At 67.3% G+C, this 26,404-nt stretch carries 27 protein-coding genes and 1 other RNA gene; 16 read left to right on the top strand and 12 right to left on the bottom strand.

What is annotated here, in order from left to right; all coding sequences use genetic code 11:
* Positions 1-18: 18 nt before the first annotated feature.
* The 4 genes from ndk to ACGHN1_RS05655 form a co-directional block, all read right to left on the bottom strand.
* Positions 19-441 (bottom strand): nucleoside-diphosphate kinase, encoded by a 423-nt coding sequence (ndk, locus tag ACGHN1_RS05670; protein WP_390549139.1) that lies wholly within the window; start codon positions 439-441, stop codon positions 19-21.
* A 90-nt stretch (positions 442-531) separates the two neighbouring features.
* Entirely contained in the window at positions 532-1,044 is a 513-nt protein-coding gene (locus ACGHN1_RS05665) for a hypothetical protein (RefSeq protein WP_390549137.1), read from the bottom strand.
* Positions 1,045-1,070: 26 nt separating this feature from the next.
* Positions 1,071-1,526, bottom strand: coding sequence for a DNA polymerase III subunit chi (locus ACGHN1_RS05660; RefSeq protein ID WP_390549135.1), 456 nt, complete (start codon positions 1,524-1,526; stop codon positions 1,071-1,073).
* A 10-nt stretch (positions 1,527-1,536) separates the two neighbouring features.
* A complete protein-coding gene (locus ACGHN1_RS05655; RefSeq protein WP_390549133.1) occupies positions 1,537-2,991 on the bottom strand; it encodes a leucyl aminopeptidase in 1,455 nt (484 codons plus the stop codon).
* 130 nt (positions 2,992-3,121) lie between these two features.
* Between ACGHN1_RS05655 and ACGHN1_RS05650 the strand changes: the two genes are divergently transcribed.
* From ACGHN1_RS05650 to rsmA, 4 genes are all read left to right on the top strand, one after another.
* Positions 3,122-5,497, top strand: a complete 2,376-nt coding sequence (locus ACGHN1_RS05650) for an LPS-assembly protein LptD (protein WP_390549131.1) — start codon at positions 3,122-3,124, stop codon at positions 5,495-5,497.
* A 149-nt stretch (positions 5,498-5,646) separates the two neighbouring features.
* Positions 5,647-7,011, top strand: coding sequence for a peptidylprolyl isomerase (locus ACGHN1_RS05645; RefSeq protein ID WP_390549785.1), 1,365 nt, complete (start codon positions 5,647-5,649; stop codon positions 7,009-7,011).
* Positions 7,011-8,018 carry a 4-hydroxythreonine-4-phosphate dehydrogenase PdxA gene (gene pdxA / locus ACGHN1_RS05640; protein WP_390549783.1) on the top strand — a complete coding sequence of 336 codons (1,008 nt, stop codon included), beginning with the start codon at positions 7,011-7,013 and terminating at the stop codon, positions 8,016-8,018. Before ACGHN1_RS05645 ends, pdxA begins: the two co-directional genes overlap by 1 nt.
* The gene (rsmA, locus tag ACGHN1_RS05635; protein WP_390549129.1) at positions 8,011-8,829 is read left to right on the top strand and encodes a 16S rRNA (adenine(1518)-N(6)/adenine(1519)-N(6))-dimethyltransferase RsmA; all 819 of its coding nucleotides are present in this window, start codon (positions 8,011-8,013) and stop codon (positions 8,827-8,829) included. The genes pdxA and rsmA overlap by 8 nt, the downstream gene beginning before the upstream one ends.
* Here the strand turns inward: rsmA and ACGHN1_RS05630 are convergent.
* Complete coding sequence (locus ACGHN1_RS05630) at positions 8,822-10,915, bottom strand: malate synthase G (RefSeq protein ID WP_390549127.1); 2,094 nt, start codon at positions 10,913-10,915, stop codon at positions 8,822-8,824. The genes rsmA and ACGHN1_RS05630 overlap by 8 nt on opposite strands.
* Positions 10,916-11,071: 156 nt before the next feature.
* On the opposite strand from ACGHN1_RS05630, the gene ACGHN1_RS05625 reads away from it, so the two are divergent.
* From ACGHN1_RS05625 to ACGHN1_RS05610, 4 genes are all read left to right on the top strand, one after another.
* Positions 11,072-12,283: a hydrolase gene (locus tag ACGHN1_RS05625; RefSeq protein WP_390549125.1), complete on the top strand. Its 1,212-nt coding sequence runs from the start codon at positions 11,072-11,074 to the stop codon at positions 12,281-12,283.
* Positions 12,280-13,296 (top strand): arginine N-succinyltransferase, encoded by a 1,017-nt coding sequence (locus ACGHN1_RS05620; RefSeq protein ID WP_390549123.1) that lies wholly within the window; start codon positions 12,280-12,282, stop codon positions 13,294-13,296. The genes ACGHN1_RS05625 and ACGHN1_RS05620 overlap by 4 nt, the downstream gene beginning before the upstream one ends.
* Entirely contained in the window at positions 13,293-14,549 is a 1,257-nt protein-coding gene (locus ACGHN1_RS05615; protein ID WP_390549121.1) for an N-succinylarginine dihydrolase, read from the top strand. The genes ACGHN1_RS05620 and ACGHN1_RS05615 overlap by 4 nt, the downstream gene beginning before the upstream one ends.
* 152 nt (positions 14,550-14,701) lie before the next feature.
* On the top strand, positions 14,702-14,944 hold the full coding sequence (locus ACGHN1_RS05610; RefSeq protein WP_390549119.1) for a hypothetical protein: 243 nt from the start codon (positions 14,702-14,704) through the stop codon (positions 14,942-14,944).
* A 1-nt stretch (position 14,945) separates the two neighbouring features.
* Here the strand turns inward: ACGHN1_RS05610 and ACGHN1_RS05605 are convergent, their stop codons facing one another.
* The 3 genes from ACGHN1_RS05605 to mscL all read right to left on the bottom strand — a co-directional run bounded on the left by ACGHN1_RS05605 (position 14,946) and on the right by mscL (position 16,946).
* Positions 14,946-15,926 carry an endonuclease/exonuclease/phosphatase family protein gene (locus ACGHN1_RS05605; RefSeq protein WP_390549781.1) on the bottom strand — a complete coding sequence of 327 codons (981 nt, stop codon included), beginning with the start codon at positions 15,924-15,926 and terminating at the stop codon, positions 14,946-14,948.
* 197 nt (positions 15,927-16,123) lie between these two features.
* Positions 16,124-16,469, bottom strand: a transfer-messenger RNA (tmRNA) gene (gene ssrA, locus ACGHN1_RS05600).
* Entirely contained in the window at positions 16,455-16,946 is a 492-nt protein-coding gene (mscL, locus tag ACGHN1_RS05595; RefSeq protein ID WP_390549117.1) for a large conductance mechanosensitive channel protein MscL, read from the bottom strand. Before mscL ends, ssrA begins: the two co-directional genes overlap by 15 nt.
* A gap of 154 nt (positions 16,947-17,100) precedes the next feature.
* On the opposite strand from mscL, the gene ACGHN1_RS05590 reads away from it, so the two are divergent.
* Genes ACGHN1_RS05590 through ACGHN1_RS05570 form a run of 5 tightly spaced genes read left to right on the top strand, consistent with a single transcriptional unit; the run spans position 17,101 to position 20,613 of the window.
* Positions 17,101-17,775, top strand: coding sequence for a LemA family protein (locus ACGHN1_RS05590; RefSeq protein ID WP_390549115.1), 675 nt, complete (start codon positions 17,101-17,103; stop codon positions 17,773-17,775).
* A 23-nt stretch (positions 17,776-17,798) separates the two neighbouring features.
* Positions 17,799-18,608: a TPM domain-containing protein gene (locus tag ACGHN1_RS05585; RefSeq protein WP_390549113.1), complete on the top strand. Its 810-nt coding sequence runs from the start codon at positions 17,799-17,801 to the stop codon at positions 18,606-18,608.
* Positions 18,609-18,611: 3 nt separating this feature from the next.
* A complete protein-coding gene (locus ACGHN1_RS05580; RefSeq protein ID WP_390549111.1) occupies positions 18,612-19,289 on the top strand; it encodes a TPM domain-containing protein in 678 nt (225 codons plus the stop codon).
* Positions 19,286-19,828, top strand: a complete 543-nt coding sequence (locus ACGHN1_RS05575) for an NUDIX hydrolase (protein ID WP_390549109.1) — start codon at positions 19,286-19,288, stop codon at positions 19,826-19,828. Before ACGHN1_RS05580 ends, ACGHN1_RS05575 begins: the two co-directional genes overlap by 4 nt.
* Before the next feature lie 2 nt (positions 19,829-19,830).
* Complete coding sequence (locus ACGHN1_RS05570; protein WP_390549107.1) at positions 19,831-20,613, top strand: SDR family oxidoreductase; 783 nt, start codon at positions 19,831-19,833, stop codon at positions 20,611-20,613.
* Between the two features lie 46 nt (positions 20,614-20,659).
* Here the strand turns inward: ACGHN1_RS05570 and ACGHN1_RS05565 are convergent, their stop codons facing one another.
* The 3 genes from ACGHN1_RS05565 to ACGHN1_RS05555 are packed head-to-tail and all read right to left on the bottom strand — an operon-like array spanning position 20,660 to position 21,143.
* Positions 20,660-20,881 (bottom strand): PspC domain-containing protein, encoded by a 222-nt coding sequence (locus tag ACGHN1_RS05565; protein WP_390549105.1) that lies wholly within the window; start codon positions 20,879-20,881, stop codon positions 20,660-20,662.
* A complete protein-coding gene (locus ACGHN1_RS05560) occupies positions 20,878-20,991 on the bottom strand; it encodes a recombination protein F (RefSeq protein ID WP_390549103.1) in 114 nt (37 codons plus the stop codon). Before ACGHN1_RS05560 ends, ACGHN1_RS05565 begins: the two co-directional genes overlap by 4 nt.
* A 38-nt stretch (positions 20,992-21,029) precedes the next feature.
* Positions 21,030-21,143, bottom strand: coding sequence for a recombination protein F (locus ACGHN1_RS05555; protein WP_390549100.1), 114 nt, complete (start codon positions 21,141-21,143; stop codon positions 21,030-21,032).
* Positions 21,144-21,358: 215 nt separating this feature from the next.
* Here ACGHN1_RS05555 and recF point away from each other — a divergent pair, with 215 nt between their 5' ends.
* Complete coding sequence (gene recF / locus ACGHN1_RS05550; RefSeq protein ID WP_390549098.1) at positions 21,359-22,438, top strand: DNA replication/repair protein RecF; 1,080 nt, start codon at positions 21,359-21,361, stop codon at positions 22,436-22,438.
* Here the strand turns inward: recF and ACGHN1_RS05545 are convergent.
* Positions 22,435-23,133 (bottom strand): arylesterase, encoded by a 699-nt coding sequence (locus ACGHN1_RS05545; protein WP_390549096.1) that lies wholly within the window; start codon positions 23,131-23,133, stop codon positions 22,435-22,437. The genes recF and ACGHN1_RS05545 overlap by 4 nt on opposite strands.
* A gap of 47 nt (positions 23,134-23,180) precedes the next feature.
* On the opposite strand from ACGHN1_RS05545, the gene ACGHN1_RS05540 reads away from it, so the two are divergent.
* Positions 23,181-23,873 carry an ABC transporter ATP-binding protein gene (locus ACGHN1_RS05540; RefSeq protein ID WP_390549094.1) on the top strand — a complete coding sequence of 231 codons (693 nt, stop codon included), beginning with the start codon at positions 23,181-23,183 and terminating at the stop codon, positions 23,871-23,873.
* Positions 23,813-26,380: an ABC transporter permease gene (locus ACGHN1_RS05535; RefSeq protein ID WP_390549092.1), complete on the top strand. Its 2,568-nt coding sequence runs from the start codon at positions 23,813-23,815 to the stop codon at positions 26,378-26,380. Before ACGHN1_RS05540 ends, ACGHN1_RS05535 begins: the two co-directional genes overlap by 61 nt.
* Positions 26,381-26,404 lie beyond the last annotated feature (24 nt).

Genomic DNA, 26,404 nt, shown 5'->3' with positions numbered 1-26,404 from the left:
CGGTTCCGCGCCGCCGGTTCAGCCGACGATCTCGTCCTTGTCGAAGAAGAAATCGATCTCCTTCGCGGCGTTCTCGTCCGAATCCGACCCATGGACCGAGTTCGCCTCGATGCTTTCGGCATAGGTCTTGCGGATCGTGCCGTCCTCGGCATCGGCGGGGTTGGTCGCGCCCATCACGTCGCGGTTGCGCTTCACCGCATCCTCGCCCTCGAGCACCTGGACCACCACCGGGCCACTGGTCATGAAATCGCACAATTCGCCGTAGAACGGGCGTTCCTTGTGGACTTCGTAGAAGCCTTCGGCCTGCTCGCGGGTCATCTGGATACGCTTGGAAGCGACGACGCGCAGGCCGGCATCCTCCAGCATCTTGGTGACCGCGCCGGTCAGGTTGCGGCGGGTGGCATCGGGCTTGATGATCGAAAAGGTGCGGGTGACCGCCATGACGAATGTCCTCGAGAATGTTGGGAGAGTTTGGGAAAGTCGCGCGCGCCGATAGCGCCCGCCTTCGAACCGGGCAAGCCCTTCGCGCGGCTATTCCATTCCGGTTCCGACCATCAGCTGCGCCATGGTTGCCCCGCTCTCCTTCGAGACGTTGAAGCTGACGGTGAGATCGTCGGGGCTCTTGCCGGCGAACATCGCCGTACCCCCGGCGGCCATCTCGACCTCGATGGCGACACCGGCAGCATCGGCCTGGCGGCGGTAGAAGGCGGCCAGTTCGCCCGGCTCGTCGCCGCTGCGCATCGTCAGCAGCACACCCCGCCCGCCACCATGATCGACGCGGGTGTTGGCGAGGACCTCGGCATCCGGATAGAGCGTGAAACCGGAGGGCAGGTCGACGGGTACCTCCTCGCCCGAACGCATGGTCGCGACGGTGCCGTCGTCCTGGTGGATGCGGGCGTTGATCTCGCCGGTCTCGGCATCGACCTCGTAGCTGCCGACGTCGCGCTGGGGGCTCTCTTCCACCCCCGCGCTCTCCGCATCGGGCTCATCGCTGCATGCGGCGAGAGCACCGGCGAAGGCAAGAAGGATCGTGGCGTAACGCATGGGCCTCCGGGTGCGGACGAACGGGATCAGCGGCCCTCGCGCCATGTGCCGTCGGGCCCCTGCTTGAAGATATGCAGTTCGTGGGCGCTTGTTCCGCCGCCCGCCGCGGTACCCAGCCGACGCCACAGGTCGCGCGCCGCATCGGTCCGCTCGGCGCCGAACAGCAACAGCACCCGATCGAATTGTTCGGCCGCCGAACGGATATCGCCATCGGCGAGGACGGCGATGGTCGCGCCGTTGGCCAGGTCCCCTTCACCCGACAGCAGAATCGGCTGCCGCGCAGCGTGATCGCCCTCGGCCTCCCCATGGGCGAGGAAGCATTCCTCCGCCGCCCACAGAGCGTCCGAGAGGCGCCTGCGCATGTCGGTATCGCGATGGACCACCGCCAGCCGTGCCCCGCTCGCCAGCGCTTTCCTCGCCAGCGACGGCACAACCTGCTCCACCGGGTCGCGGCTCAGCTGGTAGAAATCGATCCGCGCCACGCGAGCGCCGTCACGCCTCGACGGTGTCGCGCACCAGCTGGTCGATCAGCCTGACGCCGTATCCGGTCGCGCCCTTGCCCCAGGTTGCCCCGGGCTTTTCGGCCCAGACCATTCCGGCGATGTCGCAATGCGCCCAGGGGGTCCCGTCGACGATGAAGCGCTTGAGGAACTGGGCCGCGGTGATCGAGCCAGCCGCCTTGCCGCCGATGTTCTTCATGTCGGCAATCGGGCTGTCGATCAGCTTGTCGTAGGCCGGACCGATCGGCATGCGCCACACCGCATCCCCGCTGGCCTTGCCCGCGGCGAGGAGATCGTCGGCAAGCTTGTCGTCGTTGGCGAAGATGCCGGCATGATCGTTGCCGAGCGCGATGATCATCGCCCCGGTCAGAGTCGCGAAGTCGACGATCCGCGCGGGTTCGAACTCCTGCTGGGTCCAGTGCAGCGCATCGGCGAGGACCAGCCGCCCCTCGGCATCGGTGTTGAGCACCTCGATCGTCTGCCCGCTCATGCTGGTGACGACATCGCCCGGACGCTGCGCCTTGCTGCCGGGCATGTTCTCGACGAGACCCATCACCCCGACGACATTGGCCTTCGCCTTGCGCTTCGCCAGCGCCAGCATCGCGCCTGCCACCGCGCCGGCGCCACCCATGTCCCACTTCATGTCCTCCATCCCGGGACCGGGCTTGAGCGAGATGCCGCCGGTGTCGAAAGTCACGCCCTTGCCGACGAAGGCGGTCGGCTTCTCGCCCTTCGCGCCGCCGTTCCAGCGGATCGCGAGGATGCGCGATTCGCGGTCCGAACCCTGCCCGACGCCGAGCAACGCGCCCATGCCGAGCGCTTCCATCTCCGGCTCGTCCAGCACGATCAGTTCGGCCCCGGTGCCCTCGAAGCGATCGCGGCAGCGTTCGACGAAGCTCACCGGGTAGAGGATGTTGGCCGGCTCGGTGATGAGCTCGCGCGTGAACTCCACGCCCTCGGCCAGCGCAGCCGTCTCCGCCCATGCCGCTTCGGTGCCTTCGGGCGCGCCGATCACGGTCACGCCTTGCAGCGAGACCTTCTGCTCGTCCTTCATGCGCGTGTGATAGCTGTCCCACCGCCAGTTCCTCAGCCGCAGGCCGAGGAGGATGCGGGCGATTTCATCGGCCGAGTGATCGTCGGCCATCAGCCCGATGTGCTGCTCGCCCGAAGCCTGGTATCGCGCCGCCAACGCTGCGCCTGCCTTCTCCAGATTGGAGGTCCGGTTCTCGCCGTCGGGCATGCCCGCGCCGGCGAGCGCGACCCGCACCACGGTGCCGTCACGCTCGGCGAAACCGTCGAAGCACTGGCCGGCCCGTCCCTTGAAACGCGCAGCGTTCGCGCCCTCGCGCAGGCTGGCTTCAAGATCGGAAGGAAACTTGCTCTTGTCGACGACATGGGCAATGAGCCGCAGCCCTTCAGGGCGGGACCGACTGAATTCGATGTTCATGAACACTCCTGAAAATGCGTGTGGCGGTGCCCCGGATCGTCCGCGTCGGCGCGGCGCAGGCGCGGCGAACCGCGCGAGGCACCCCCTTATGGCAATTGCGCTTACGGAGTGGCGATGCGATAGGCAAGGCATGCCCGGCTCCCGCGCCCTCGCGCCTAGATCGCGCCTAGCGCCCGCCGGACTGGCGCTGATCGCGTTGGCGGGGCTGGCCGCGCCGCTGCGGGCGCAGGAGGGTGCAGCCCCCGGGGTCGAGACCGCCGAAGAACCGGTCGAACTTCCCGATCCCGCCAGCCCCGAATTGTCCGGCGAGCAGGACGCCGGTCTGCCCCAGGCGGTTCCCCCGTTTCCGGGCGAAGCCGCTCCGGTCGACCCCGCTCCCGAGTTCAATGCCGCAGGCGAACGCCAGATCGGTTTCGAAGCCGATACGCTGGAATATGATTCCGGCGGCGAGACGGTCACCGCGCTCGGCAACGTCGTGCTGCGCAGCGGCGACCGTTCGCTGCGCGCCGACCGGGTGAGCTGGTCGCGGCCCTCGGGCGAAATCGTCGCCTCGGGCCGGGTCCGCTTCGTCGACGAGAACGGCAACCAGCTCTTTTCCGAACGGATCGTCCTCACCGACGAATTCGAGGCCGGGGCGATGGAGGACCTGCTGCTGGCCCTGCGCCAGGGCGGGCGCCTCGCGGCCGAATCCGCCACGCGCGAAGCCGACGGCACCATCCGCCTGACTCTGGCGGCCTATTCCGGCTGCGCCGTCACGACGCCCGATGGCTGCCCGAAGGACCCGAGCTGGCGGATCACCGCCGATCGCGTGATCTACGATCCGGCAGAGGACCGGGTCAGCTTCCAGTCCGCCTATTTCGAGCTGTTCGGCATGCGCCTGCTGCCGCTGCCCGGGCTCGCGCTCAAGACCGACGGCGGGGCGGCCTCCGGTTTCCTCGTCCCCGATTTCCGCTTTTCCGAGAGCAACGGCATCGAGGTGTCGGGCAGCTATTACTGGCGCTTCGCCGAAAACCGCGACCTCACCGGCAGCGCCTATCTCTTCACCGACGCGCCCCCGATGGTCAGCGCGCAGTATCGCGAACTGAACGAGGCGGGCGCCTTCCAGGTCACCGGCTATCTGACCAACAGCCGCCGTTCCTCCGATTTCGTGGGTGGTCAGGTCACCGATTTCGACAGCGAGCCGCGCGGCTATCTCTTCGCCAACGGGCGCTATCAGTTCGATGCGAACTGGAGCCTGACCGGATCGATCCGGCTGGCCAGCGACCGCACGTTCCTGCGCCGATACGATCTCAGCCGCGACGACCGGCTGCGTTCGGTGGTGGAAGCCGAACGGATCGACGCCAATTCCTACCTCTCGATTGCCGGCTGGGCCACCCAGACCCTGCGCCTGGGCGACGACCAGGGCCAGGTCCCGGTGGCCCTGCCCGCGATCGATTATCGCTACCGGCTGAACGACCCGATCCTCGGCGGCAAGGTCGAACTGCAGGCCAACAGCCTCGCCATCCTGCGCACCGATGGGCAGGATACCCAGCGTGCCTTCGCCCGCGCCCGCTGGGACCTTCAGCGCATCACCCCGGGCGGTCAGGTGGTCCAGCTTACCGGCCTGGTGCGCGGCGACATCTATCATTCCAGCAACAATCTGCAGACACCCACCCCCCTCTACCGCGGCCGCACGGGGTGGGAGGGTCGCGGCGTGGCGCTCGCCGCCGTCGATATGCGCTGGCCCCTGGTCGGCGAATTGTTCGGCGGCCAGCAGGTGCTTTCCCCCCGGGTCCAGATCGTCGCGACTCCGCCGATCCGCAATCTCGCCATTCCCAACGAGGACGCGCGGGCCATCGACCTGGAGGATTCGAACCTCTTCGCGCTCAACCGCTTCCCCGGCTACGACCGGATCGAGGACGGCGCGCGGATAACCTACGGGGTCGACTGGCAATTCACCAAGCCCGGCCTGCGTGTCGAGAGCACGATCGGCCAGTCCTACCGCCTCGATGCCGAACGGCGCATCATCCCCGATGGCACGGGCCTTGCGGAAAGTGTTTCCGATTTCGTCGGCCGCACCGAAGTCCGGTACCGCGATTTTCTGAAGCTCACCCACCGCTTCCGGCTCGACAAGGACAATTTCGCGGTCCGCCGCAACGAGATCGACGCCACCGTCGGCAGCAGCCGGACCTATGCCGAAGTCGGCTATCTGCGGCTCGACCGCGACATCACCCTGGTCGAGGACTTGCAGGACCGCGAAGAGGCCCGCGCAGCCGCGCGCGTCGCCTTTGCCAACTACTGGTCGATCTTTGCGTCCGGCATCTTCAACCTCACCGACCGCGAGGAGGACCCCACTTTCACGAGCGACGGGTTCGAACCCATCCGGACACGGCTGGGCATAGCCTATCAGGACGACTGCCTGGAGATGGGCATCGCCTGGCGCCGCGACTACGTGACCCTGGGCGACGCGCAGAGGGGCAACACCTTCCAGCTCTACTTCTCGCTGCGCAACCTCGGAATCCGCTGAAGCGGGATTGGCGGGGAGAGGCGTTGGCATGGTGCGGCAAAAGCGCTATCCGCCCTCGTCACAATAACGGACTATCAGCTTCGGTTAAGCCGCGAACGGGCATCTGCCGGGCGGTAACAGTGCGCACGGGATGCGCCTCCACACGGGAAATCGACGACGTGACGAGAAACAGTTTCGCCAATTTCATTGCCATCGCTTCCGCGCTCGGCCTCGCTTGCGGGCCCCTGGCCGCAAGCGCGCAGGAGGCCGCGCCTCAAGCCGTCGACGTATCCGATCCGCTCGGCCTGCCCAATTCGATGACGGTCTTCGGGGAAGCCGATCCCAATCTCCGGACGGCGACGGCGGTGGTGAACGGTCATGTCATCACCGGCACCGACATCGATCAGCGTGTCGCCCTGCTGCTCGCTGCCAACGAAGCCGAAATAAGCGAGGAAGAACTCATCCGCGTACGGATGCAGGTGCTGCGCAACTTGATCGACGAGACGCTGCAGATCCAGGCCGCAGAGGCGCAGGAGATCGCCGTCACCGAGCAGGAGGTCGCGCAATCCTACACCCGCGTCGCCGGCCAGAATTTCGGGCAGAACCCGGAAGCGATGGACGCCTATCTCGTTTCGATCGGCTCTTCGCCCGCTTCGCTCAAGCGCCAGATCGAGGGCGAGCTCGCATGGCGGCGACTGCTCCAGCGCAACATCGCACCCTTCGTAAACGTTTCGGAGGAGGAGGTGAACGAGGTTCTCCAGCGGCTCGAGCAGGACCGCGGGACCGAGGAATTCCGGCTCGGCGAAATCTTTCTCGCTGCAACCCCCGAAAACGCCGCGCAGGTGCAGAGCAATGCCAGCAACATCGTCGAGCAGTTGCGTCAGGGCGGCAGCTTCGTCGCCTATGCCCGGCAGTATTCGCAGGCTTCGACCGCAGCGGTCGGCGGTGATCTGGGCTGGGTGCGGCTGGGCCAGCTCCCACCCGAACTCTCCGGAGTCGCCGGGCAGATGCAGCCGGGGCAACTGGTCGGCCCGGTGCAGATACCGGGTGGCTATTCGATCCTTCTCCTGATCGACAAACGCCAGGTGCTGACCGCCGATCCGCGCGACGCGCTTCTTTCGCTGAAGCAGATTTCCATCAATTTCGAACCGGGCACGACACAGGAACAGGCACAGGCGCGCGCGCAGGAATTCGCTGCCGGGATCAGCGCCACTCGCGGCTGCGGCGATGTCGAGTCGGCTGCCGCAGCGCTTGGCGCGGAAGTCGTGACCAACAACGAGGTTCGGGCCCGATCCCTGCCGGAACAGCTGCAGTCCCTGGTGCTGGCGTTGCAGGTGGGTCAGGCGACGCCCCCCTTCGGCGATGTCGCCGACGGAGTTCGGGTGCTGATGCTGTGCGGGCGCGACGATCCGCAGACTGCGGGCGGGCCGGACTTCGGGCAGATGATGGCCCAGCTCGAGGACGAGCGGGTCAACAAGCGCGCTCAGCGCTATCTGCGCGACCTGCGCAACGACGCCTATATCGAATACAATTGATCGCCCCGCGACAGCCTCTTGCGATCTCGCTCGGCGATCCGGCCGGGATCGGCCCCGAGCTGATCGCCGAGATCTGGACCCAGCGCGGATCGCTGGACCTGCCCCCGTTCGTGGTGGCAGGCGGCGCCGGCGTGCTACGCAATGCCGGCAGGTCGCGGGGGATCGATCTGCCAATCGCCGTGGTGGACGGCCCTTCCGAAGCGCTGTCCGCATTCCCCGACGCGGTGCCGGTCATCGGCACGCAGGATGCGGTCTATTCTCCCGGCGAGCCCGACGTAGACGGGGCGCGGCTGGCGCTCGCGTCTCTGGAGCATGGCCTGGCGCTGGCGCTGGAGGGCGACGCCGCCGGGCTGGTCACGCTCCCTGTCGGCAAGGCGCAGCTTGCGCGTGTCGGCTTTCCTCATCCCGGCCAGACCGAATACCTTGCAAAGGCTTGTGGCGTCGCGGCCGATGACACGGTGATGATGCTCGCCGGGCCAAGCCTGCGGACGGTGCCGATCACCGTCCACTGCCCTCTCTCCGAAGTGCCGAAGCTTTTGAGCGTGGAGCTTATCTGCGCCAAGGCGCGGACGGTCCACCTGGCGCTGCGCCGCGATTTCGGCATCGAAAGCCCTCGGCTGGCGCTCGCCGGGCTCAATCCCCATGCCGGGGAATCGGGACAGATGGGACATGAGGAGGAACGGATCATCGCTCCGGCGGTGGCGCGTCTTCAGGACGAGGGGATCGCGGCGACCGGCCCGCATCCGGGCGACGCGCTGTTCACGCACCGCGCCCGCGAAACCTACGACGTGGCGCTGGCGATGTATCACGACCAGGCGCTGATCCCGCTCAAGGCGCTCGATTTCGACGAAGGGGTCAATACGACCCTCGGCCTGCCGCTGGTGCGCACCAGCCCCGATCACGGCACCGCCTTCGCGATTGCCGGAGAGGGCATCGCCGACCCCGGCGCGACCATCGCCGCGATCCGCATGGCCGGTGCAATGGCGGCACGGCGGGCAGGTGGCTGACCTCCCGCCCCTGCGCGAAATCATCGCGCGCCACGGGTTGAGCGCCTCCAAGGCTCTGGGGCAGAACTTCCTTCTCGACGAACAGCTGCTCGACCGCATCGCTGCCATTCCCGGCGATCTTGCGGACCGCGCGGTGCTGGAGGTCGGCCCCGGTCCGGGCGGGCTCACCCGCGCCCTCCTGCGCGCCGGTGCCCGCGTTACCGCGATCGAAATGGACCGCCGCTGCCTTCCCGCCCTCGCCGAACTGGCCGATGCCTTCCCCGGCCGCCTGCGGGTGGTCGAGGGCGATGCGATGGCAATCGATCACGATGCGCTGATGGGCGAGCCTTACGCCGTGGTCGCCAATCTTCCCTACAATGTCGGCACCGCCCTCTTTACCCGCTGGCTGGGCGGCGAGGCATGGCCGCCGCGCTGGACGTCGCTGACGCTGATGTTCCAGCAGGAGGTCGCCCAACGTATCGTCGCCCCCCCGGGAAGCGCAGCCTACGGAAGACTGGCGGTGCTGGCGCAATGGCGGGGCGACGCAACCCTCGCGATGAAGGTCCATCGCAGCGCCTTCACGCCGCCTCCGAAGGTGATGAGCGCCATCGTTCATGTCGAACCCGGCGCGATGCCCGCGGGCGTTTCGGCGGCTGCGCTCGAACGCCTCACCGCCGCCGCCTTCGGCCAGCGCCGGAAGATGCTGCGCCAGAGCGTAAAGAATGTCCCCGGCGCCGTGGATGCGCTGACAAGCCTCGGAATCGACCCGCAACGCCGCGCGGAGACGCTGAGCATTGCCGAGTTCACCAAGCTGGCGAAAGCGCTCAGCTAGCCTTCTTCCGGCGCCGCCATTCGTGGAGCAGCGGTTCGGTGTAACCGCTCGGCTGTTCGACGCCCTTGAAGATCAGGTCCTTCGCCGCGGAGAAGGCCGGCCCCTCGAGGTTGTCCATGAGCGGCTCGTAGAACGGATCGCCAGCGTTCTGCGCATCGACCTTGGCCGCCATGCGGTGCAGGCTCTGCATCACCTGGCGCTCGTCGACGATGCCGTGGAGCAGCCAGTTGGCGATATGCTGGCTGGAAATGCGCAAGGTCGCGCGATCCTCCATCAGGCCGACATCGTTCAGATCGGGCACTTTCGAACAGCCGACACCCTGGTCGATCCAGCGCACCACATAGCCGAGCAGTCCCTGGCAATTGTTGTCGAGCTCCTCGCGGATCTCTTCCTCCGACCAGTTCGCCCCACGCGCGAGCGGAATGGTCAGCAAATCGTCGAGACCCGGCATTTCGGCCAGCCGCTTCTGAAGCGCGAAAACCTCCTCGCGGTGATAGTGGATCGCGTGGAGCGTGGCCGCGGTCGGGCTGGGTACCCAGGCGGTGTTGGCCCCGGCGCGCAGGTGCCCGATCTTCTCGATCATCATCTTGCCCATCAGATCGGGCGCCGCCCACATGCCCTTGCCGATCTGCGCCCGGCCCGAAAGCCCGTGCTTCAGGCCGATGCCGACGTTGCGCGCTTCGTAAGCCTTCAGCCAGGCGGCGTCCTTCATCTCGCCCTTGCGCATCATCGGGCCGGTCCGCATCGAAGTGTGGATCTCGTCGCCGGTGCGGTCGAGGAAGCCGGTGTTGATGAAGACGATCCGGTCCTTCACCGCATGGATGCAGGCCGAAAGGTTGGCGCTGGTGCGCCGCTCCTCGTCCATCACACCGACCTTCATGGTGTGGCGCGGAAGCTGAAGCAGGTCCTCGACCGCGTCGAACAGATCGCTGGTGAACCGGCATTCCTCCGGCCCATGCATCTTGGGTTTGACGATGTAGATCGATCCGCTCCGGCTGTTGCCGAACCTGCCCAGCCCGGCCACGTCGATCGCCCCGATCGCCCCGGTGACGACCGCGTCCATGATGCCCTCGGGTATCTCGTTGCCGTTCCAGCGCATCGCGGGATTGGTCATCAGATGGCCGACGTTGCGGACGAACATCAGGCTGCGCCCGGGAAGCGTCCGGCGTTCCCCGGCCCGGTCGATGTACTCGCGGTCCTCGGCCAGCCGCCGCGTGGTGCGGTTGCCCTGCTTTTCGAAGCTTTCTTCCAAGTCGCCCCGGATCACCCCGAGCCAGTTGCGATAGGCGAGCAGCTTGTCCTCGGCATCGACCGCCGCGACGGAATCCTCCAGATCGGCGATGGTCGTCAGCGCCGCCTCGAGCTTGACGTCGCAAATGCCGGCGGGATCGCTGCGGCCCACGGGATGTTCGCGATCGAACTGAACTTCGATGTGCAGGCCGTTGTTCCGGTACAGCAAACCGTCCGGCGTCCGACCGACGAACTGGTCGGGATCGCGCAATTCGATGTCGTGCGCATCCTCGATCTCCGCCCAGCCCTCGCTCGCTAGCGGAAGCGCGGTGTCGAGGAAGCGGCGCGCCTCGGCGATGACCGCGGCCCCGCGGGCCTCGTCGTAGCCGCCCGGCCGTGGCGGCGGCGCGTCGAGCGCGTCGGTGCCGTAGAGCGCGTCGTAGAGGCTGCCCCAGCGGGCGTTGGCGGCGTTGAGCAGGAAACGGGCATTGAGCACCGGCACCACCAGCTGCGGCCCGGCCATGGTGGCAATCTCCGGATCGACGTTGCGCGTGCCGATGGTGAACGGGTCCGGCTCGGGAACGAGATACCCGATCTTCTCCAGGAAGGCGCGGTAGGCCAGAGGGTCGTGCTCCTGGCCGGCGCGTTCCACGTGCCAGGCGTCGATCGCCGACTGCAGCTCCTCGCGCTTCGCCAGAAGCGCGGCGTTGCGGGGGGCGAACCGGGCGAGGAGATCGGCAAAGCCGCTCCAGAACGCCTCCGCATCCTTGCCCAGCGGCTCCAGTACCTCCGCCTCGATGAATTGGGCCAGCGTGGAATCGACCTCGATCCCGCCGCGCGTCGTGTAATCGCTCATGAGAAAATCTGCTCACCCGAACCGGCGACCGCGCTGCGGCCCATTTCATGCGAATCTCTGGGGGAGGAGACGGGTTTCCCTATGGCCAGACGGCGCGGACTTGGCAACCGGCGCGGGGGTGGACAGCGCCGCGAGCCTGCCTAAGGACGTTTGACCATGCAACCCGCCGAACCCCAGACCTCGCCGCACCTCGACCGGATCGATTCCGATGCCATGCTCGCCGAAACGCTCGACTGGGCGCGGGTGAACAGCGGCACCGGCAATCTCGAGGGCCTGGCGGTGATGGCGGGGAAGCTCGCCGATGCCTTCGCCGCCCTGCCGGGCGAGGTCGAGCTGGTCGATCCTGCCACGGTCACCGCGATCTCCGCCGACGGCGAGGAATTCGAGAAACCTCACGGCCGGCACATGGTGCTGCGCGTCCGGCCCGAGGCGGAGCGGCGGGTGATCCTGACCGGTCACATGGACACCGTCTATCCTTCCGATCATCCCTTCCAGGACATCGAGTGGCTCGATGAAGAGACGGTCAACGGCCCCGGCACCGCCGACATGAAGGGCGGGCTCGATGTCATCCTCCACGCGCTGAAGGCGTTCGAACAGACGTCCGGCGCATCCCGTCTCGGCTACGACGTGCTGATCAATTCCGACGAGGAGACCGGCAGCCTCGCCAGCCGCGGGCTGATCGAGCAGCTTGCGGCGGGCAAATACGCCGCGCTGACCTACGAGCCGGCGGCGCTGCCCGACGGCACGCTGGCCCACGCCCGCGGCGGCACCGGCAATTATTCGATCACCATTCGCGGCCGCTCCGCCCATGCCGGGCGCAACCCGCAGGACGGGCGCAACGCCATCGTCGCCGCCAGCGACCTGGTGCTGCGGATCGTCGACCTCGCGGCAGACGACATCACCATCAACCCGGCCAAGATCGAAGGCGGGGCGGCGAACAACGTCGTCCCCGACCTCGCCGTGCTGCGATTCAACATCCGCCCCAAATCGACCGAGGCGATGGAGCGGTTCGACGGCGAACTCTCCCCGATCCTCGCGGCGATCAAAACCCGGCACGAGGTCGCGGTCCATCGCCACGGCGGTGTCACCCGCCCGCCCAAGCCGGTCGACGAACGGGCGCAGAAGCTGTTCGATCTGGTTCGCGATTGCGGCGCGCAGCTCGGCCAGACGATCGGCTGGCAGCCCACCGGCGGGGTTTGCGACGGCAACAACATCGCCGCCACCGGCGTGCCGGTGGTCGACACGATGGGTGTGCGCGGCGGCAAGATCCATTCGCCCGACGAATACATGATCGTGCCCAGCCTGGCCGAGCGCGCGGCGCTTTCGGCGCTGGTCCTCGAACGGCTGGCATCGGGAGACGCGCTGTGAGCTTCCGCCTGCGCGCGGCACGGCCGGAAGACATCGAGCCGCTCTACGAGATGGCGAAGCTCACCGGGGGCGGCTTCACCAACCTCCCCGCCGATCGCGATTCGCTGTCCGGCAAGCTCGAGCGCGCGGGGCAGGCCTTCGCCCGCACCGACGACACGCTGGGCGACGATCTCTTCGTCCTAGTCCTCGAAAACCGGGAAACCGGCCAGGTGCGCGGAACCTGCCAGCTGTTCAGCCAGGTCGGGCAACGCTGGCCGTTCTACTCCTACCGCCTCAACACGCTGACCCAGCACAGCGAGGAACTGGGCCGCACGGTGCGCGCCGAACTGCTCAGCCTGGTCACCGATCTCGAAGGCTCGAGCGAGGTCGGCGGCCTCTTCCTGCACCCCAACGAGCGCGCCGGAGGGCTGGGCCTGCTGCTCGCGCGCAGCCGCTATCTGTTCATCGCCATGCACCGGGCGCGCTTTGCCGATCGCATCCTCGCCGAACTGCGCGGCATCATCGACGACAGCGGCGGCTCGCCCTTCTGGGACGGGGTGGCCGGGCGGTTCTTCGGCATGAGTTTCCAGGAAGCGGACTATTTCAACGCGATCAACGGCAACCAGTTCATCGCCGATCTGATGCCCAAGCACCCGGTCTATGTCGCGATGCTGGAAGACGAGGCGCGCAAGGTCATCGGCCTGCCCCACCCCAGCGGACGCGCGGCGATGCGAATGCTGGAACAAGAAGGGTTTGCGGCCGAAGGTTACGTCGACATCTTCGATGGCGGCCCGACCATGACCGCGCGTACCGATCACGTGAGGAGCATCGCGGAGGCCGTTCCCGCGAAGCTCTCCGACTGCGAACTGGACGGTGGCGAGCGGGCACTGGTGGCGACCGGCCGCCTGGAGGATTTCCGCTGCGCCTACGGCATGCGCGCGCTGCACGAAGACGGGACCGCATCCATCGACGAGGCGTGTGCACAAGCGCTCGACGTTGCTCCGGGAGACGAGGTCTGGAGCGTGGCGCGGTGACGGGCGGACTGGCCGAGATCAATTTCGACGGGATCGTCGGGCCGAGCCACAATTATGCGGGCCTCAGCCTCGGCAACATCGCCAGCGCCAGCCACCGGGGCGACCCATCGTACCCGCGCAAGGCGGCGCTCCAGGGGATCGCCAAGATGCGCGCCAACATGGCGCTGGGCCTGGCTCAGGGTTTCCTGCTCCCCCTGCCGCGCCCCAACGGCGCGTTCCTGCACGCACTCGCGGTCGACCGCGACACCGATCGCGCGCTGCTCGCCGCGGCCTGGTCGGCTTCCAGCATGTGGACCGCCAACGCCGCCACCGTCAGCCCCGCGCCCGACACTGGCGACGGCCGTTGCCATCTGACCCCCGCCAATCTCGTAACCATGCCCCACCGCGCGCAGGAATGGCGCGACACCCGGGCGCAGCTCGCCCTCGCCTTTGCCGACAGCCGCCATTTCGCGGTCCACGACGCGATCCTGCCGAGCTTCGGCGACGAGGGCGCGGCGAACCACATGCGCTTCTGCGAGAGCCACGGCGCGCCCGGGGTCGAGGTGTTCGTCTACGGCCGCCAGGGCGGCAAATTCCCGGCGCGCCAGCACGAACAGGCGAGCCGCGCCGTCGCACGCCGACACGGTCTCGATCCGGCGAAATGCGTGTTCATCGAGCAGAATCCCGAAGCGATCGAAGCCGGCGCCTTTCACAACGATGTCGTCGCGGTGGCCAACGAACGGGTGCTCTTCGCCCACGCCCGCGCCTTCGCCGACCGCGATGCTGCCTGCGCCGCGATCCGCGCCGCATTTCCCGCGCTGGAGGTCGTCGAGGTCTCCGAGGAGCAGGTCACGCTGGACGAGGCGATCCGGACCTATCTGTTCAACGCCCAGCTGCTGACCCTGCCCGATGGGGGCATGGAACTGGTCGTCCCCGACGAATGCCGCGAGAGCGCCAGCGTTTCGGCCTTTCTCGACCGGATGATACGCGACAACGGGCCGATCGGCTCGGTCCGCCATGTCGACGTGCGCCAGTCGATGGCCAATGGCGGCGGACCCGCCTGCCTGCGGCTGCGCGTGGTGGCCGACCCCGCGACCATCGATCCGCGCTTCCTGCTGGACGAGCGGTCCGCCGAACGGATCGAGGCCGTGGTCGCCGAAATGTGGCCCGAGCAGATCGACCCCGCCGACATCGGCAGCGAGGCGCTGGCGAAGCAGGTGGTCGAAGCCCGCGAGGCGTTGCTGGGTGTCCTGTCTCTGGACGAGCTGGGATAATCCTCCACCCGAAGGGTTCCGACACGGTTAACGCGCTGGACAGCCTGTCGGGCGGGCTTACAATCCCGACTTCATTAACCAACGGAACCCGCGGCGCAGCGTCGCTGGAATGCGCTTTGCAGTTCGGAAGGTTAACCAGGAGATTCGTTCGGGTGCTGCGCAAGATCGGGAGGCTGTTCGTGATCAAATCGCCGTGGGAGGCGTATTTGATCATCTATGCCCTCGCCCTGGGCGCAACTTCGCGCGGCGCGGCCTATCTCGAACAATATCCGGGATGGGGCGGAAAGCTCCTGTTCCTCGCCTGTACCTGCGCGGTGTTCATGGCCGGCGCAAAGATCCTCGACTGCCTGAAGTACGAAAAGGCGGCCAAATCCGCCGGCGCCGACGCGGGCTAGATCAGCCTTCCGGGGAGCCGGGTACGATGCCGATCCCGTCGGGCATATCGGAATCGGGGGCCATCGGATCGACGCAGACCCTGGCGATGACGGGGCGATGGTCCGAACCCACATCGGGCCCGATCTCCAGGCTCTCGACCTTGACCCCTTCCTTCACCATGATCTGGTCGAGCGGCCAACCGAGCGCGGTCAGGCCAGCGGGAAAGGTCGCATAGCTTCCCCGTCCCGCGCGCGGATCCAGATAACCACCGACCTCCCGGAAATTCTCGGTGGTGCGCGACCACGGCACATCGTTGAAATCGCCGATCGCCAGGACGTTTCCGAGTTGGTCGGGCGTCCGGGCCCCGGCTCTCGCAATACTGGCATCGCGTGCTTCCGTGCTCTGCCCCGGCAGGGGCGGGCGCGGGTGCAGCCCGACCAGCTCGAACCGCGCCCCGTCGCCGGTCCGCAAGGTCGCATAGAGCGTGGGAGTGTTGTTGCCCGTGTTGGAGACCATCGCGGCCCGATCGACCTCGAGGCGGGTTGCGAAGGCCATCCCGTATGTGTTGTCGAGCGGGCGATCGAGCCGATAGCCGTAGCGGGACAGTTGCGGCTCCAGCGCGTCGAGCCATGCTTCGTCGGTTTCCATCAGCAACAGGATGTCGGGATCGACCCGTTCGATCAGGGTGGCCGTCCGGTCGTAGCGATCGTTCGACTGCAGGACGTTGAGCGCCAGCACGTCGGCGCAGCTCATTCCGTCCACATCGTCCGGCAACGGCACTTGGGCGGAGGCGAGAAAACTGTAGGGCCACAGCCGCACCAGATTGATCGCGGCCGATCCCGTGAGCATCGCGACCGCGATCCACCGTGACCGCCCGCCGAACAGACCGGCAAGAACCGCAGAAGCCGCGGCGAGATAGATCGCCGGCTCGCGCACGAAATCGACCATGCGCACCATGCCGCGATTGGTCGGCCAAAGCGATACCAGCGCGAGCAGCAGCATCACGCCGCCAAGACCCAGGAAGAACCACGCGCGAACCGAAAGGTTTTTGATAAGTAGCCCCCCTTTGCCGCTCGCTTAGCTCTCCGGCGATGGCGGTCAAGTTTCGTGACCGGCCAAGCCGGTGCGCAACCGGCGCGGTCCGCTCTCTTCTGCAGGTGAAGGGTGGGGGTTTCTGTTGCTAGCTACCCCCGGAGCCCCGGAATCCGCTTCTGTTGCCCGGTGGGTCCGACCGCGCTTTGGCTTTGTAAGTTCAGGCCGCTAGGCCGTCAGATTACGCAGCGATTGCGAGTGCTTCGTTATCGTTGGCACTTGTGTGTTTTGAACAGTTTTACGGGTTACTCAGCCCGGGCGAAAACACCGTCTTTCAGCACACGTCGATCCTGGTTCGGCCCCGTCATAAATCGCGGAGATCCGCGGTTTGTGGTGGAGCCGCCGGGTACTGCCCCCGGGTCCGTTGTACCTATTGCACGGCGCCATTTATCGCCATAGCCGGCCGAAACCGGCAGAGCCCATATAGGCGATCCTACCTTAATTGGAAGTGGACGAAACGTCCGATTTTTCCTCGCGCAACGCGGCGAGGATCTTCTTCAATACGTCGAGCTGCGGATCGGTCGGAACTTCGGGATTGGTCGAACTGTCTTCCGTTTCCATCTGCTTGCGCTGCATTTCCTCGGTAACGCGGTTCACCCCGCGGACCAGCATGAACAGCGCGAAGGCGACGATGAGGAAATTGATCGCCGCGGTGATCAGCGCGCCGTAGCCGATCATCGCAACGCCGGCTTCCTTCAATTCGGCGTAATTCGTGACCGAACCGGCATAGCCTTCGGGAATTTCGCCGAGCAGGATGAACCAGTTCGAAAAGTCGATGTCGCCGAAGATCCAGCCGATCAGCGGCATCAGCACCGCTTCGGTCAGCTGCGTGACGATCCCGCTGAACGCCGCGCCGATGACCACGCCGACCGCCAGGTCGATGACATTGCCGCGCGCGATGAATTTCTTGAATTCGGTTCCCAGTGCCATGCCGTCCCTCCGTACTCGACTTCGCCCTCCCCTGTGCCCGCTGTCCGGTATGCGATCAAGACCGCGATCAAGAGCTGTTCTGTCCGGTTCTCCTTGAACGGCGACACCGGTGTGCTATCTTGCCAAGACACTCGTCAAGGGAGCCGATCACGCCATGAACCGCATTGCCGCATTCCGTACCGCCATCGTCGCCGCCGCCGCGCTCGCGCTGTCGGCCTGCGGGATCAACTCGGTCCCCGCCGCGGAGGAGAACGCCAAGGCCAAGTGGGCCGATGTCGAAGCCGCCTTCCAGGAGCGCGCAAACCTCATCCCCAACCTCGAGCAGATAACCATGTCCTCGGCCGAGCAGGAGCGCCAGACGCTCAATCAGGTGATCGAGGCCCGCGCTTCGGCCACACGGCCCGAGATCGATGTGTCGGACCTTTCCGATCCGCAGCAGATGCAGCAGTTCCAGCAGGCGCAGAACACGCTGGGCGGCGCGCTGTCGCGGCTGCTGGTCTCGGTCGAGCGCTATCCGGAACTGCGAAGCCAGGAGAATTTCGGCCGCTTCATGACCCAGATCGAGGGGCAGGAGAACCGCATTCGCGTCGCTATCCGCGACTACAACGAGGCGGTGCGCCAGTATAACACCACGATCCGCACCTTCCCCGACACGATCGGCGCGAATATCATCCACGGCGCCGAGCCGATGGTGCCCTACGAAGCGGTGACCGAAGGCGCCGAAGTCGCGCCCGAGCTGAACATGCGCTCCAGCGCCGGCAATGCGCCGACCGCCACCGGGGCGAACGACAACGCTTCGGACGATCTCGACGCCGCAGCCGTCAATTGAGCGGCGTTGGCGCCGAAACTGGGATGCGTGAGCTTGCGCGCCTGATCCTCGTTATCGCTGCGGCGGTCGGGTTCGCCCTTCCCGCCGCGGCGCAGACCTTTCCGGAGCGCGGCACCGCGCCGGTGGTCGATGCCGCGAACATCATCGACGATGCCACCGAGGCGCGGCTGACGCAGAAGCTCGACCAGTTCGAGCAGGCCAACCAGCGCCAGTTCGTCATCGCCACTATCCCCGATCTCGAAGGCTACGACATCGCCGATTACGGCTATCGCCTGGGCCGCGAATGGGCGCTGGGGGACGAGGAGAACGACGACGGCATCCTCCTCATCGTCGCGCCCAACGAGCGCAAGATGCGGGTCGAGGTCGGCTACGGCCTCGAAGGCATCATTCCCGACGGGCTCGCTTACGAATACGTCGAGGGGATGAAGCCCTATTTCCGCGAGGGCGACTATTCCGCCGGGATCGAATGGGGTGCCGACCGGATCATAACCCAGCTCCAGCTGCCGCCCGAAGAAGCGGCGGCGATCGCCCGGCAGGCCTCGCAGGAACGCAGCAGCGACGGGGGCTTCCCGATCGGCACGCTGATCTGGATCGGGTTCATCCTGTTTTTCTTCATCCTGCCGATGTTCCGCGGCGGCCGGCGGCGGCGCTATCGCCGCGGGGGCATGGGCGTGGTCGGCGACATTCTGTTGTGGGAAGCCGGCAAGGCGGTCGCCCGCGGCTTCGACGGCGGCGGAGGCGGCGGCTGGGGCGGCGGCGGAGGCGGTGGCTTCGGCGGCTTTTCCGGCGGCGGCGGCAGTTTCGGGGGCGGCGGCGCCTCCGGGGGGTGGTAGGCCATGGCGCGCTATCTCGACGAACGGGGTCACCGGATTGTCAGCGACGCGGTCGCCGAGGCGGAACTCACCACCAGCGGCGAGATCGTCACCGTCCTGGCGGATCGCAGCGACGGCTACAGCGACGTGGTGCTGGTCTGGTCGGCCGGTATCGCCTTCACCGCGATGAGCCTGTTTGCGCTTTTCCCTCTGCCGTTCATGAATCTCTGGGATTCGCTGGTCGGCGGCTGGACCCATGAATGGACCAATGGCGAGCTCGCCAGCATGACCATCGGTCTCGGCCTCCTCGCCTTCGCGGCAACCTGGGCGCTGCTGAGCTGGGACAGGCTCACCTACGCCTGCGTTCCCGGACCGGTGAAGACCGCCCGGGTCCACGAAACCGCGATCCGCCACTTCAAGGTCGGCGCCGAACGCCGCACCCACGGCCGCACCGGAGTGCTGCTCTACCTGTCGATGAAAGAACACCGCGCGGAGATCGTCGCGGACCAGCCGATCGCCGCGATCGTCGACGCCGAAGTCTGGGGCGAGGCGATGGCGGACATGCTGGCCGAGATCAAACAAGGCCGCATCGCCGAGGGTCTGGCGGCGGGCGTGCGCGATGTCGGCGCGGTCCTCGCCGAGCATTTCCCCCGCGATGCGGACGACCAGAACGAGCTGCCCGACCGGCTGATCGAGGTTTGACCGCTCCGGATCACGACGCCCCCGAACGCATCGAATGGCAGGGGAGATACATCGTCGCGAAGACGCGCGGGCGCTGGGAATATGTCGGGCGCACCCGCGACATCCGCGCCGCCGTGATCCTCGCGGTCGACGACGGGCAAATCCTTCTCGTCGAACAATACCGCGTGCCGCTGGGCCGCAACTGCCTCGAACTGCCCGCCGGACTCATCGGAGACGATGACGGAGCGGAGGGCGAGGACGACCTCGCCGCCGCCGGGCGCGAGCTCGAGGAGGAGACCGGCTACCGCGCCGCGCATCTCCAGGACGTCGGCCGTTTCCACTCCTCCCCCGGCATGGTCAGCGAGAGCTTCACTCTGGTGCGCGCGACCGGCCTGACCCGGATCCACGCGGGCGGCGGCACCGAAAGCGAAAACATCACCGTCCACCGCGTACTCCTGTCCGAACTCGACGCATTCGTGGCGGCGAAGCGCACGGAAGGTTGCGCGATCGACGTCCGCCTGCTCTTGGCGCTGGGACAGGATATCCTCGCGGGAGAGTAGACATGGCGGGTAGAGTTGCAGGCAAGCTGGCGCTGGTGACCGGCGCGGCCCAGGGTCTGGGTGCGGCGCAAGCACGAATGCTCGCGCGCGAGGGTGCCCGCGTGCTGGTCACCGATCTCAACGAGGATGGCGCGGCCGAAACCGCCAGGGCGATCGAGGACGAATGCGGGGGCGGCACCGCCTTCTCCATGAAGCTCGACGTCACCGACGAAGGCGCCTGGGAAAATGCGGTCGAAACGGCCCGCGACAATCTCGGCGGCCTGTCCGTGCTGGTCAACAACGCCGGCATCGGAGTGAAGGGCAATATCGAGACCTGCGATTACGAGACGTGGAAGCATGGCTTCGCAGTCAATGTCGATAGCGTCTTTCTCGGTTGCCAGAAGGCCCTGCCGCTGATGAAGGAGAGCCAGCCCGGCTCGATCGTCAACATCTCCTCGATCGCCGGGCTGATCGCCAGCGACACCATGCCCGGCTACAACGCCAGCAAGGCCGCGGTGTGGATGCTGTCGAAATCGGTGGCGCTCTATTGCGCCAAGCAGGGCTGGAACATTCGCTGCAATTCGGTCCACCCGACCTTCATCGACACGCCCATCCTCGACGGGATGGTGGCCAACACGGGTTACGAGAAGAGCGTTGTGATGGAAAAACTCGCCCGTCAGATCCCGTTGAAGCGGGTCGGCGAGGCTGACGATATCGCCAATGGCGTGCTCTATCTCGCCAGCGACGAGAGCAAGTTCATGACCGGTGCGGAGCTCAAGCTCGACGGCGGCATTTCGGCCATGTGAAAGAAGGACGGTGTGACGGAGGGGGCGGCGGTCTCGCCGCGCCCCCTCAGTCCGCGATCAGGCCGATCGCGAGGTAGATGAGCAGGAAGCTGCCGAAGCCCAGCAATGTGCCGAGCACGAAGCCGATCCTGACCAGGGTCGTGTCGACCCCGAAGTGGTTGCCGATGCCGGCGCACACGCCCATCAGCTTGCCATGGCGCTTGTCGAGCCGGAACTTGCGGCCCGGGGTGACGGCCCTGTCGTCGTCGCGGAACTTGAGGTCGTTCATGCCAGCATTCCTGCAGGCGAGGCCGGGACGATGGCCGTGGCGAAGAAGATCGCCGAGAGAACGAGCGAGAACGCAGCGGCGATGGCCTTGTTCGAATTGAAACCGGGCATTCTGATATTCCTTTGTCGAAGTGTTGGTGAAGCCGCGATCAGGCGATGAAACCGGCGGGGCTGGCGGGAACGATGGCGGCGGCCATGACGATCACCGAGACGGCGAAGGCGGCGATGGCAGCGAGAGCGTTGTTGGCATTTTCGTAGGTCATTTGGTGTTTCCTTCCTGAACACCCCGGCCTTTCCGGGGATGTCGACAGGATTGCAACGGGCGTGCCAAAACCGTGAAATGGCTGAAAACGGCCATTGCCACCTGTACCAAGCTCTCCAGCCGCATTCACCTATCCGCAATGTTGGGAAAATTCCCCAACTGTTCGAAATGGGCTTTTCCGTGACGGAGCACCATCTCCGCTTTAGGCGATGCGGGATGGCGCTGGACCGCATTTCCCTGGCTCGATTCCGCAATCATGCCGACACCGCACTGGAGGGGGCGGCAGGGTTCAACCTGCTCGTTGGCGCGAACGGTGCGGGCAAGACCAACATTCTCGAGGCGCTGTCGCTCCTCGCCCCCGGGCGGGGCCTGCGGCGAGCGACACTTGCCGAGATGGCCCAGGTGGAGAGCGCCGGTGGCTTTGCCGTCGGCGCGTCGCTCGAATACGAGGGCGAGCCGGTTCGCCTCGGCACCTGGACCGACCCCGAGCCGAACCTGCGCCGCAAGGTACGCGTCAACGGAGCGGAGACGAGTGCGGCCGCGCTGGGCGAATGGCTGGCGATGGGGTGGCTGACCCCGGCGATGGACGGGCTGTTCATGGGCCCGGCGCAGGAGCGGCGGCGCTATCTCGACCGGCTGGCGCTGGCGCGCGATCCGATGCATGGCACCCACGCCGCCGCCTATGAGAAAGCGCTGCGCGAACGCAATCGCCTGCTCGCCGACCGGCGCGATCCCGATGGGCGCTGGTTCGATGCGATCGAGGCACAGATGGCGGATCACGGCGCGCGGCTGGCGCATGGGCGGCAGGCGACGGTCGATGCCCTGATGGCGCGGATCGTCGCTCAGGACGAGGCCCCCTTCCCCCGCCCCGCGCTGACCTATGCGCCCGGCGGGCCGGTCGGCCGCGACCAGTTCGCCCAGGCGCTGCACGACGGGCGCGCCCGCGACCGGGCGGCGCAGCGCACCCTTGCCGGGCCACATCGCGACGAACTCGAAGTGTACTATGCGGCCAGGCGGATGCCCGCGGCCCAATGCTCGACCGGCGAACAGAAGGCGTTGCTGCTGGCGATGACGCTGGCCCATGCGGCGATGGCCGCAGCCGGCCGTCCGTCCGTCCTGCTGCTCGACGAGGTCGCCGCCCATCTCGATCCCGACCGCCGGGCGGCCCTGTTCGACAGGTTGCGCGCGATCGGCACACAGGTGTGGATGACCGGAACCGAGATCGCTCCCTTTTCCGCCATCGAAGGGACGGCGGCGGTGTGGGAGGTGGCGGCGGGTGCCGCGCGGCGGCTCTAACCGGCGGGCAGCGCCGCCTGCACTTCGTCCCTCGTATCCTCGACCAGCCGGTCGATCCCGGCCGCCGTCGGGTGGATGCGATCGGACTGGAACAGCGACGGATCCCGATAGATCGCTTCGAGCCAGAAGGGCACCAGCTGTGTGTCGTATTCCGTCGCGAGCTCGCGATAGAGACCGTCGAACGCCTGCTGGTACTCGGGCCCGTAATTGGGCGGCGCCCGCATACCCATGATGAGTACGGGAATATCGCGCGACCGGAGCTCTTCCAGCATCGCCTCGAAATTGGCCCGGGTCTGGGCGGGCTCGATCCCGCGCAACAGATCGTTGCCGCCGAGTTCGAGGAGGACGAGATCGGGCTTGGCGTCCAGCCCGTCGAGCACGAAGCCGAGCCGCTGCGCGCCCGCGGCGCTGGTGTCGCCCGAGACCCCGGCATCGATCACGCGCACATTCACCCCTTCGCCGCGCAACGCCACCTGCAACCGCTCGGGATAGGCCTCGGCCTCGCCCAGCCCGTAGCCTGCGAACAGGCTGTCGCCGAAGGCCAGGATCACCCGTTCCGGGCCGTCGATGGTGGCCATCGCCTCCGGTGCGGAAGGCGCCTCGACGCTGGTCTTGACCGGATCCCGCGGCTCGCTTTCCTGCGTGCATGCGCCGAGCAGCAGCAGGGCTGCGATCGACAGGAGGCGGACCGGCATCGGCGAGTTTCCTTGTGCAACGGGTGTCGCCATGCCATCGCAGCCCGGTGACGACTTCTCAAGCCGCGATTTCCGCCCGCAACCTCACTCTCACCCTCGGCAACGCCGCCGCGCCGGTCGAAATCCTCAAGGGGCTCGATCTGACCGTCGGCACCGGCGAGACGGTCGCCCTGCTCGGGCCCTCGGGCTCCGGCAAGAGTTCGCTGATGGCGGTCCTCTCCGGGCTCGAGCGGGCCACGGGTGGCACGCTGACGGTCGCGGGTCAGGATTTCATGGGGATGGACGAGGATGCGCTGGCGCATGCCCGGCGCGGGAACATCGGCATCGTTCTCCAGGCCTTCCATCTGCTGCCGACGATGACTGCGATCGAAAACGTCGCCACGCCGATGGAGCTTGCCGGCGAGAAGGACGCGCAGCCGCGGGCCCGGGCCGAGCTGGAAGCGGTCGGCCTCGGTCACCGGCTCGATCACTATCCGCAGCAATTGTCCGGCGGCGAGCAACAGCGCGTGGCCATCGCCCGCGCCATCGCCCCACGCCCGCAACTGATCTTCGCCGACGAGCCGACCGGCAACCTCGATGCCGCGACCGGGCACGAGATCGTCGAACTGCTCTTCGCTCGCCGGGCCGAGACCGGTGCCACCCTGCTCGTCATCACCCACGACCCCGAACTCGCCGGCAAATGCGAGCGGGTGCTGACGCTCGGCGACGGACGCATCGCTACCGACAGCGCCGCGCCGTGAGCTGGGCCGAGGCCTGGCGGATCGCCCGGCGCGATCTCAACGCCCGGTTCCGGGGCCTCAGGCTCCTGCTGGTGTGCCTGTTCCTCGGCACCGGCGCGCTCGCCGCGATCGGCACGCTGACCTCGGCGATCGAGAACGAGATCGAAGGCCGCGGGCAGGAATTGCTCGGGGGCGATCTCGAGATCGAGCTGTGGCAGCGCGGGCTGAACGAGGAAGAGCGCGCGGCGCTTGCGGAATATGGCCGCCTGTCATCGGGCTTCCGGCTGCAGGCGATGGCCCGCTACGGCGATCAGGCGGCACCGATCGGTTTGAAGGCGGTCGACGATGTCTATCCGCTCTACGGGTCGCTCGACCTGGAAGGACGGGAGGCGGTCGGCCCGCCCGCGGCGAACGAGGCCTATCTCGATCGCGGCGCGGCCGACAGGCTCGGGGTCGACACCGGGGACGCGATCACCATCGGCACGCAGAGGCTGACGGTCGCGGGCATCATCGCCACCGAGCCCGACCGGCTGAGCGAAGGCTTCCAGCTCGGCCCCACGGTGATCGTGGCACGCGATCTGCCCGAAAGCGCCGGCCTGATCGCGCCGAGCTCCATGTACCAGACCAAGACCCGCGTCGCCTTCGACGACGTCGCGCGCGATCCCGAGGCGGTCGAGGAAGCTTTACAAGCGCTATTCCCCGAGGCCGGGTTCGATTTCCGCACCCGCGACCGCGCTTCCCCCGGGGCCGATCGCTTCGTCGGCCGGATGAGCGAATTCCTGACTCTGGTCGGGCTCGCCGCGCTGGTCATCGCCGGGATCGGCATCGGCGGCGGGGTCACCTCCTATCTCGACGCGCGGCGGCAGGCGATCGCCACGCTCAAGATCCTCGGCGCGACCAGCCAGGATATCGCCCGCATCTACGCGCTCCAGATCGGCGCCGCGGCGCTGGCAGGGAGCCTGGCCGGCCTGGTGGTCGGAGTGGCGATCACCCCGTTGCTGGGGCTCGCCCTCGAAGGGTTGCTGCCGGTCGAGACCGGGCTGGTGATCGACCCGCTCGCGCTGCTCGTGGCGCTGACCTACGGCGTTCTGGTCGCGCTGGTCTTCGCTGCCCCGCCTTTGATGCGCGCGCGCCATTTTCCGGCGATGGCGCTGATGCGCGCCCGCGTGGCCCCCCTGGCAAGCGACCGCCGCGCGCTCGGCATCGTCGGGGGTGGCCTCGCAGTGATCGTGGCGCTGGCCCTGGTCACCGCGAGCAATCCGCTGCTCTCCGCCGCCTTCCTCGGCGGCGCCGCAGCCGCTCTGGCACTGCTCGCGGGCCTTGGTTGGGCCATCCGCAAGTTCGCGGCCACCCTCCCCCGCCCGGCCAACCCGATCGCCCGCGGCGCGCTCGCCAATCTCCACCGCCCCGGATCGAGCACGGGGGCGCTGGTCACTGCGCTGGGTTTCGGATTGGCCGCCTTCGTCGTTCTTGCCGCGGTCCAGACCGCGATCGACGGCAACATCGAATCCCGCGTGCCGCAGGAAGCGCCCGACTATTTCGTCCTCGACATCCCGCGCGAGCGCATCGGCGCGTTCGAGCAGCTCGTGTGGGCCGAGGACGAGGAGGCCTCCATCCGCGCCGTACCGGCCCTGCGCGGCGCGGTCCTCGCCTTCGGGCCCGAGGGCGACATGATCCGCACCGCCGATCTGGAAGACATTCCCGACGGTGCCTGGGCGCTGCGCGGCGAGCGCGGCCTGACCTATGCCGACGCTGTGCCCGCGGGCAACACGATCACCGATGGCCAGTGGTGGGGTCCCTTCTACCAGGGCGAGTACCTGGTCTCGGTCGACGAGGAATTTGCCGAGGCGGCGGGGCTGGAGATCGGCGACATGCTGACCTTCGGCGTCCTCGGCGTCGAACGCACCGCACGCATCGCCAGCCTGCGCCGGATCGACTGGGAGAACATGGGCTTCAACTATGTCTTCGTCCTCAGTCCCAACGCGCTGGCCGATGCCCCGCACAATCTCGCCGCCACCATCGACCTCACCGACGGCACGCCGACCGGGCCGCTGCTGCAGGCGCTTGTCCGCGAATTTCCCTCGAGCTCGGTAATCGAGGTCGGCGGCATTCTGGTACAGGCGCGGACCATCCTCGAACAGGTCGGGCTGGCGACGCTCGCCGCCGCAAGTGTCGCGGTGCTGGCCGGTCTGGCCGTGCTGCTCGGCGCGATCGCCGCAGCGCGCGCGGCACGGACCTACGACACGGTGGTCCTGCGTGTCCTTGGCGCCGATCGACGCCAGATCCTCGTCATGCAGCTCGTCGAATATGGCGTGCTGGCTCTCGCGCTCGCCGTGGTGGCGCTGGGGATCGGCGGTGTGCTCGCGTGGCTCGTGATCACGCAGATGTTCGAATTCGACTGGCTGCCCGACTGGGGCGCGGTTCTCGCGGTGCTCGGGGCCGGGCTGGCGGTGGTTTTCGCCTTTGCCCTTGGCGGTTCCCTCCCGCTGCTGCGCGCCAAACCCGCACAGGCCCTGCGAGCGCTTTAAACGCGCAAAAAGAAGGGGGCCCGA

Origin of the sequence: Qipengyuania sp. MTN3-11 (assembly GCF_042851825.1) — a bacterium.
Classification (GTDB): domain Bacteria; phylum Pseudomonadota; class Alphaproteobacteria; order Sphingomonadales; family Sphingomonadaceae; genus Qipengyuania.
This window is presented reverse-complemented; position numbering and strand designations above follow the sequence as displayed.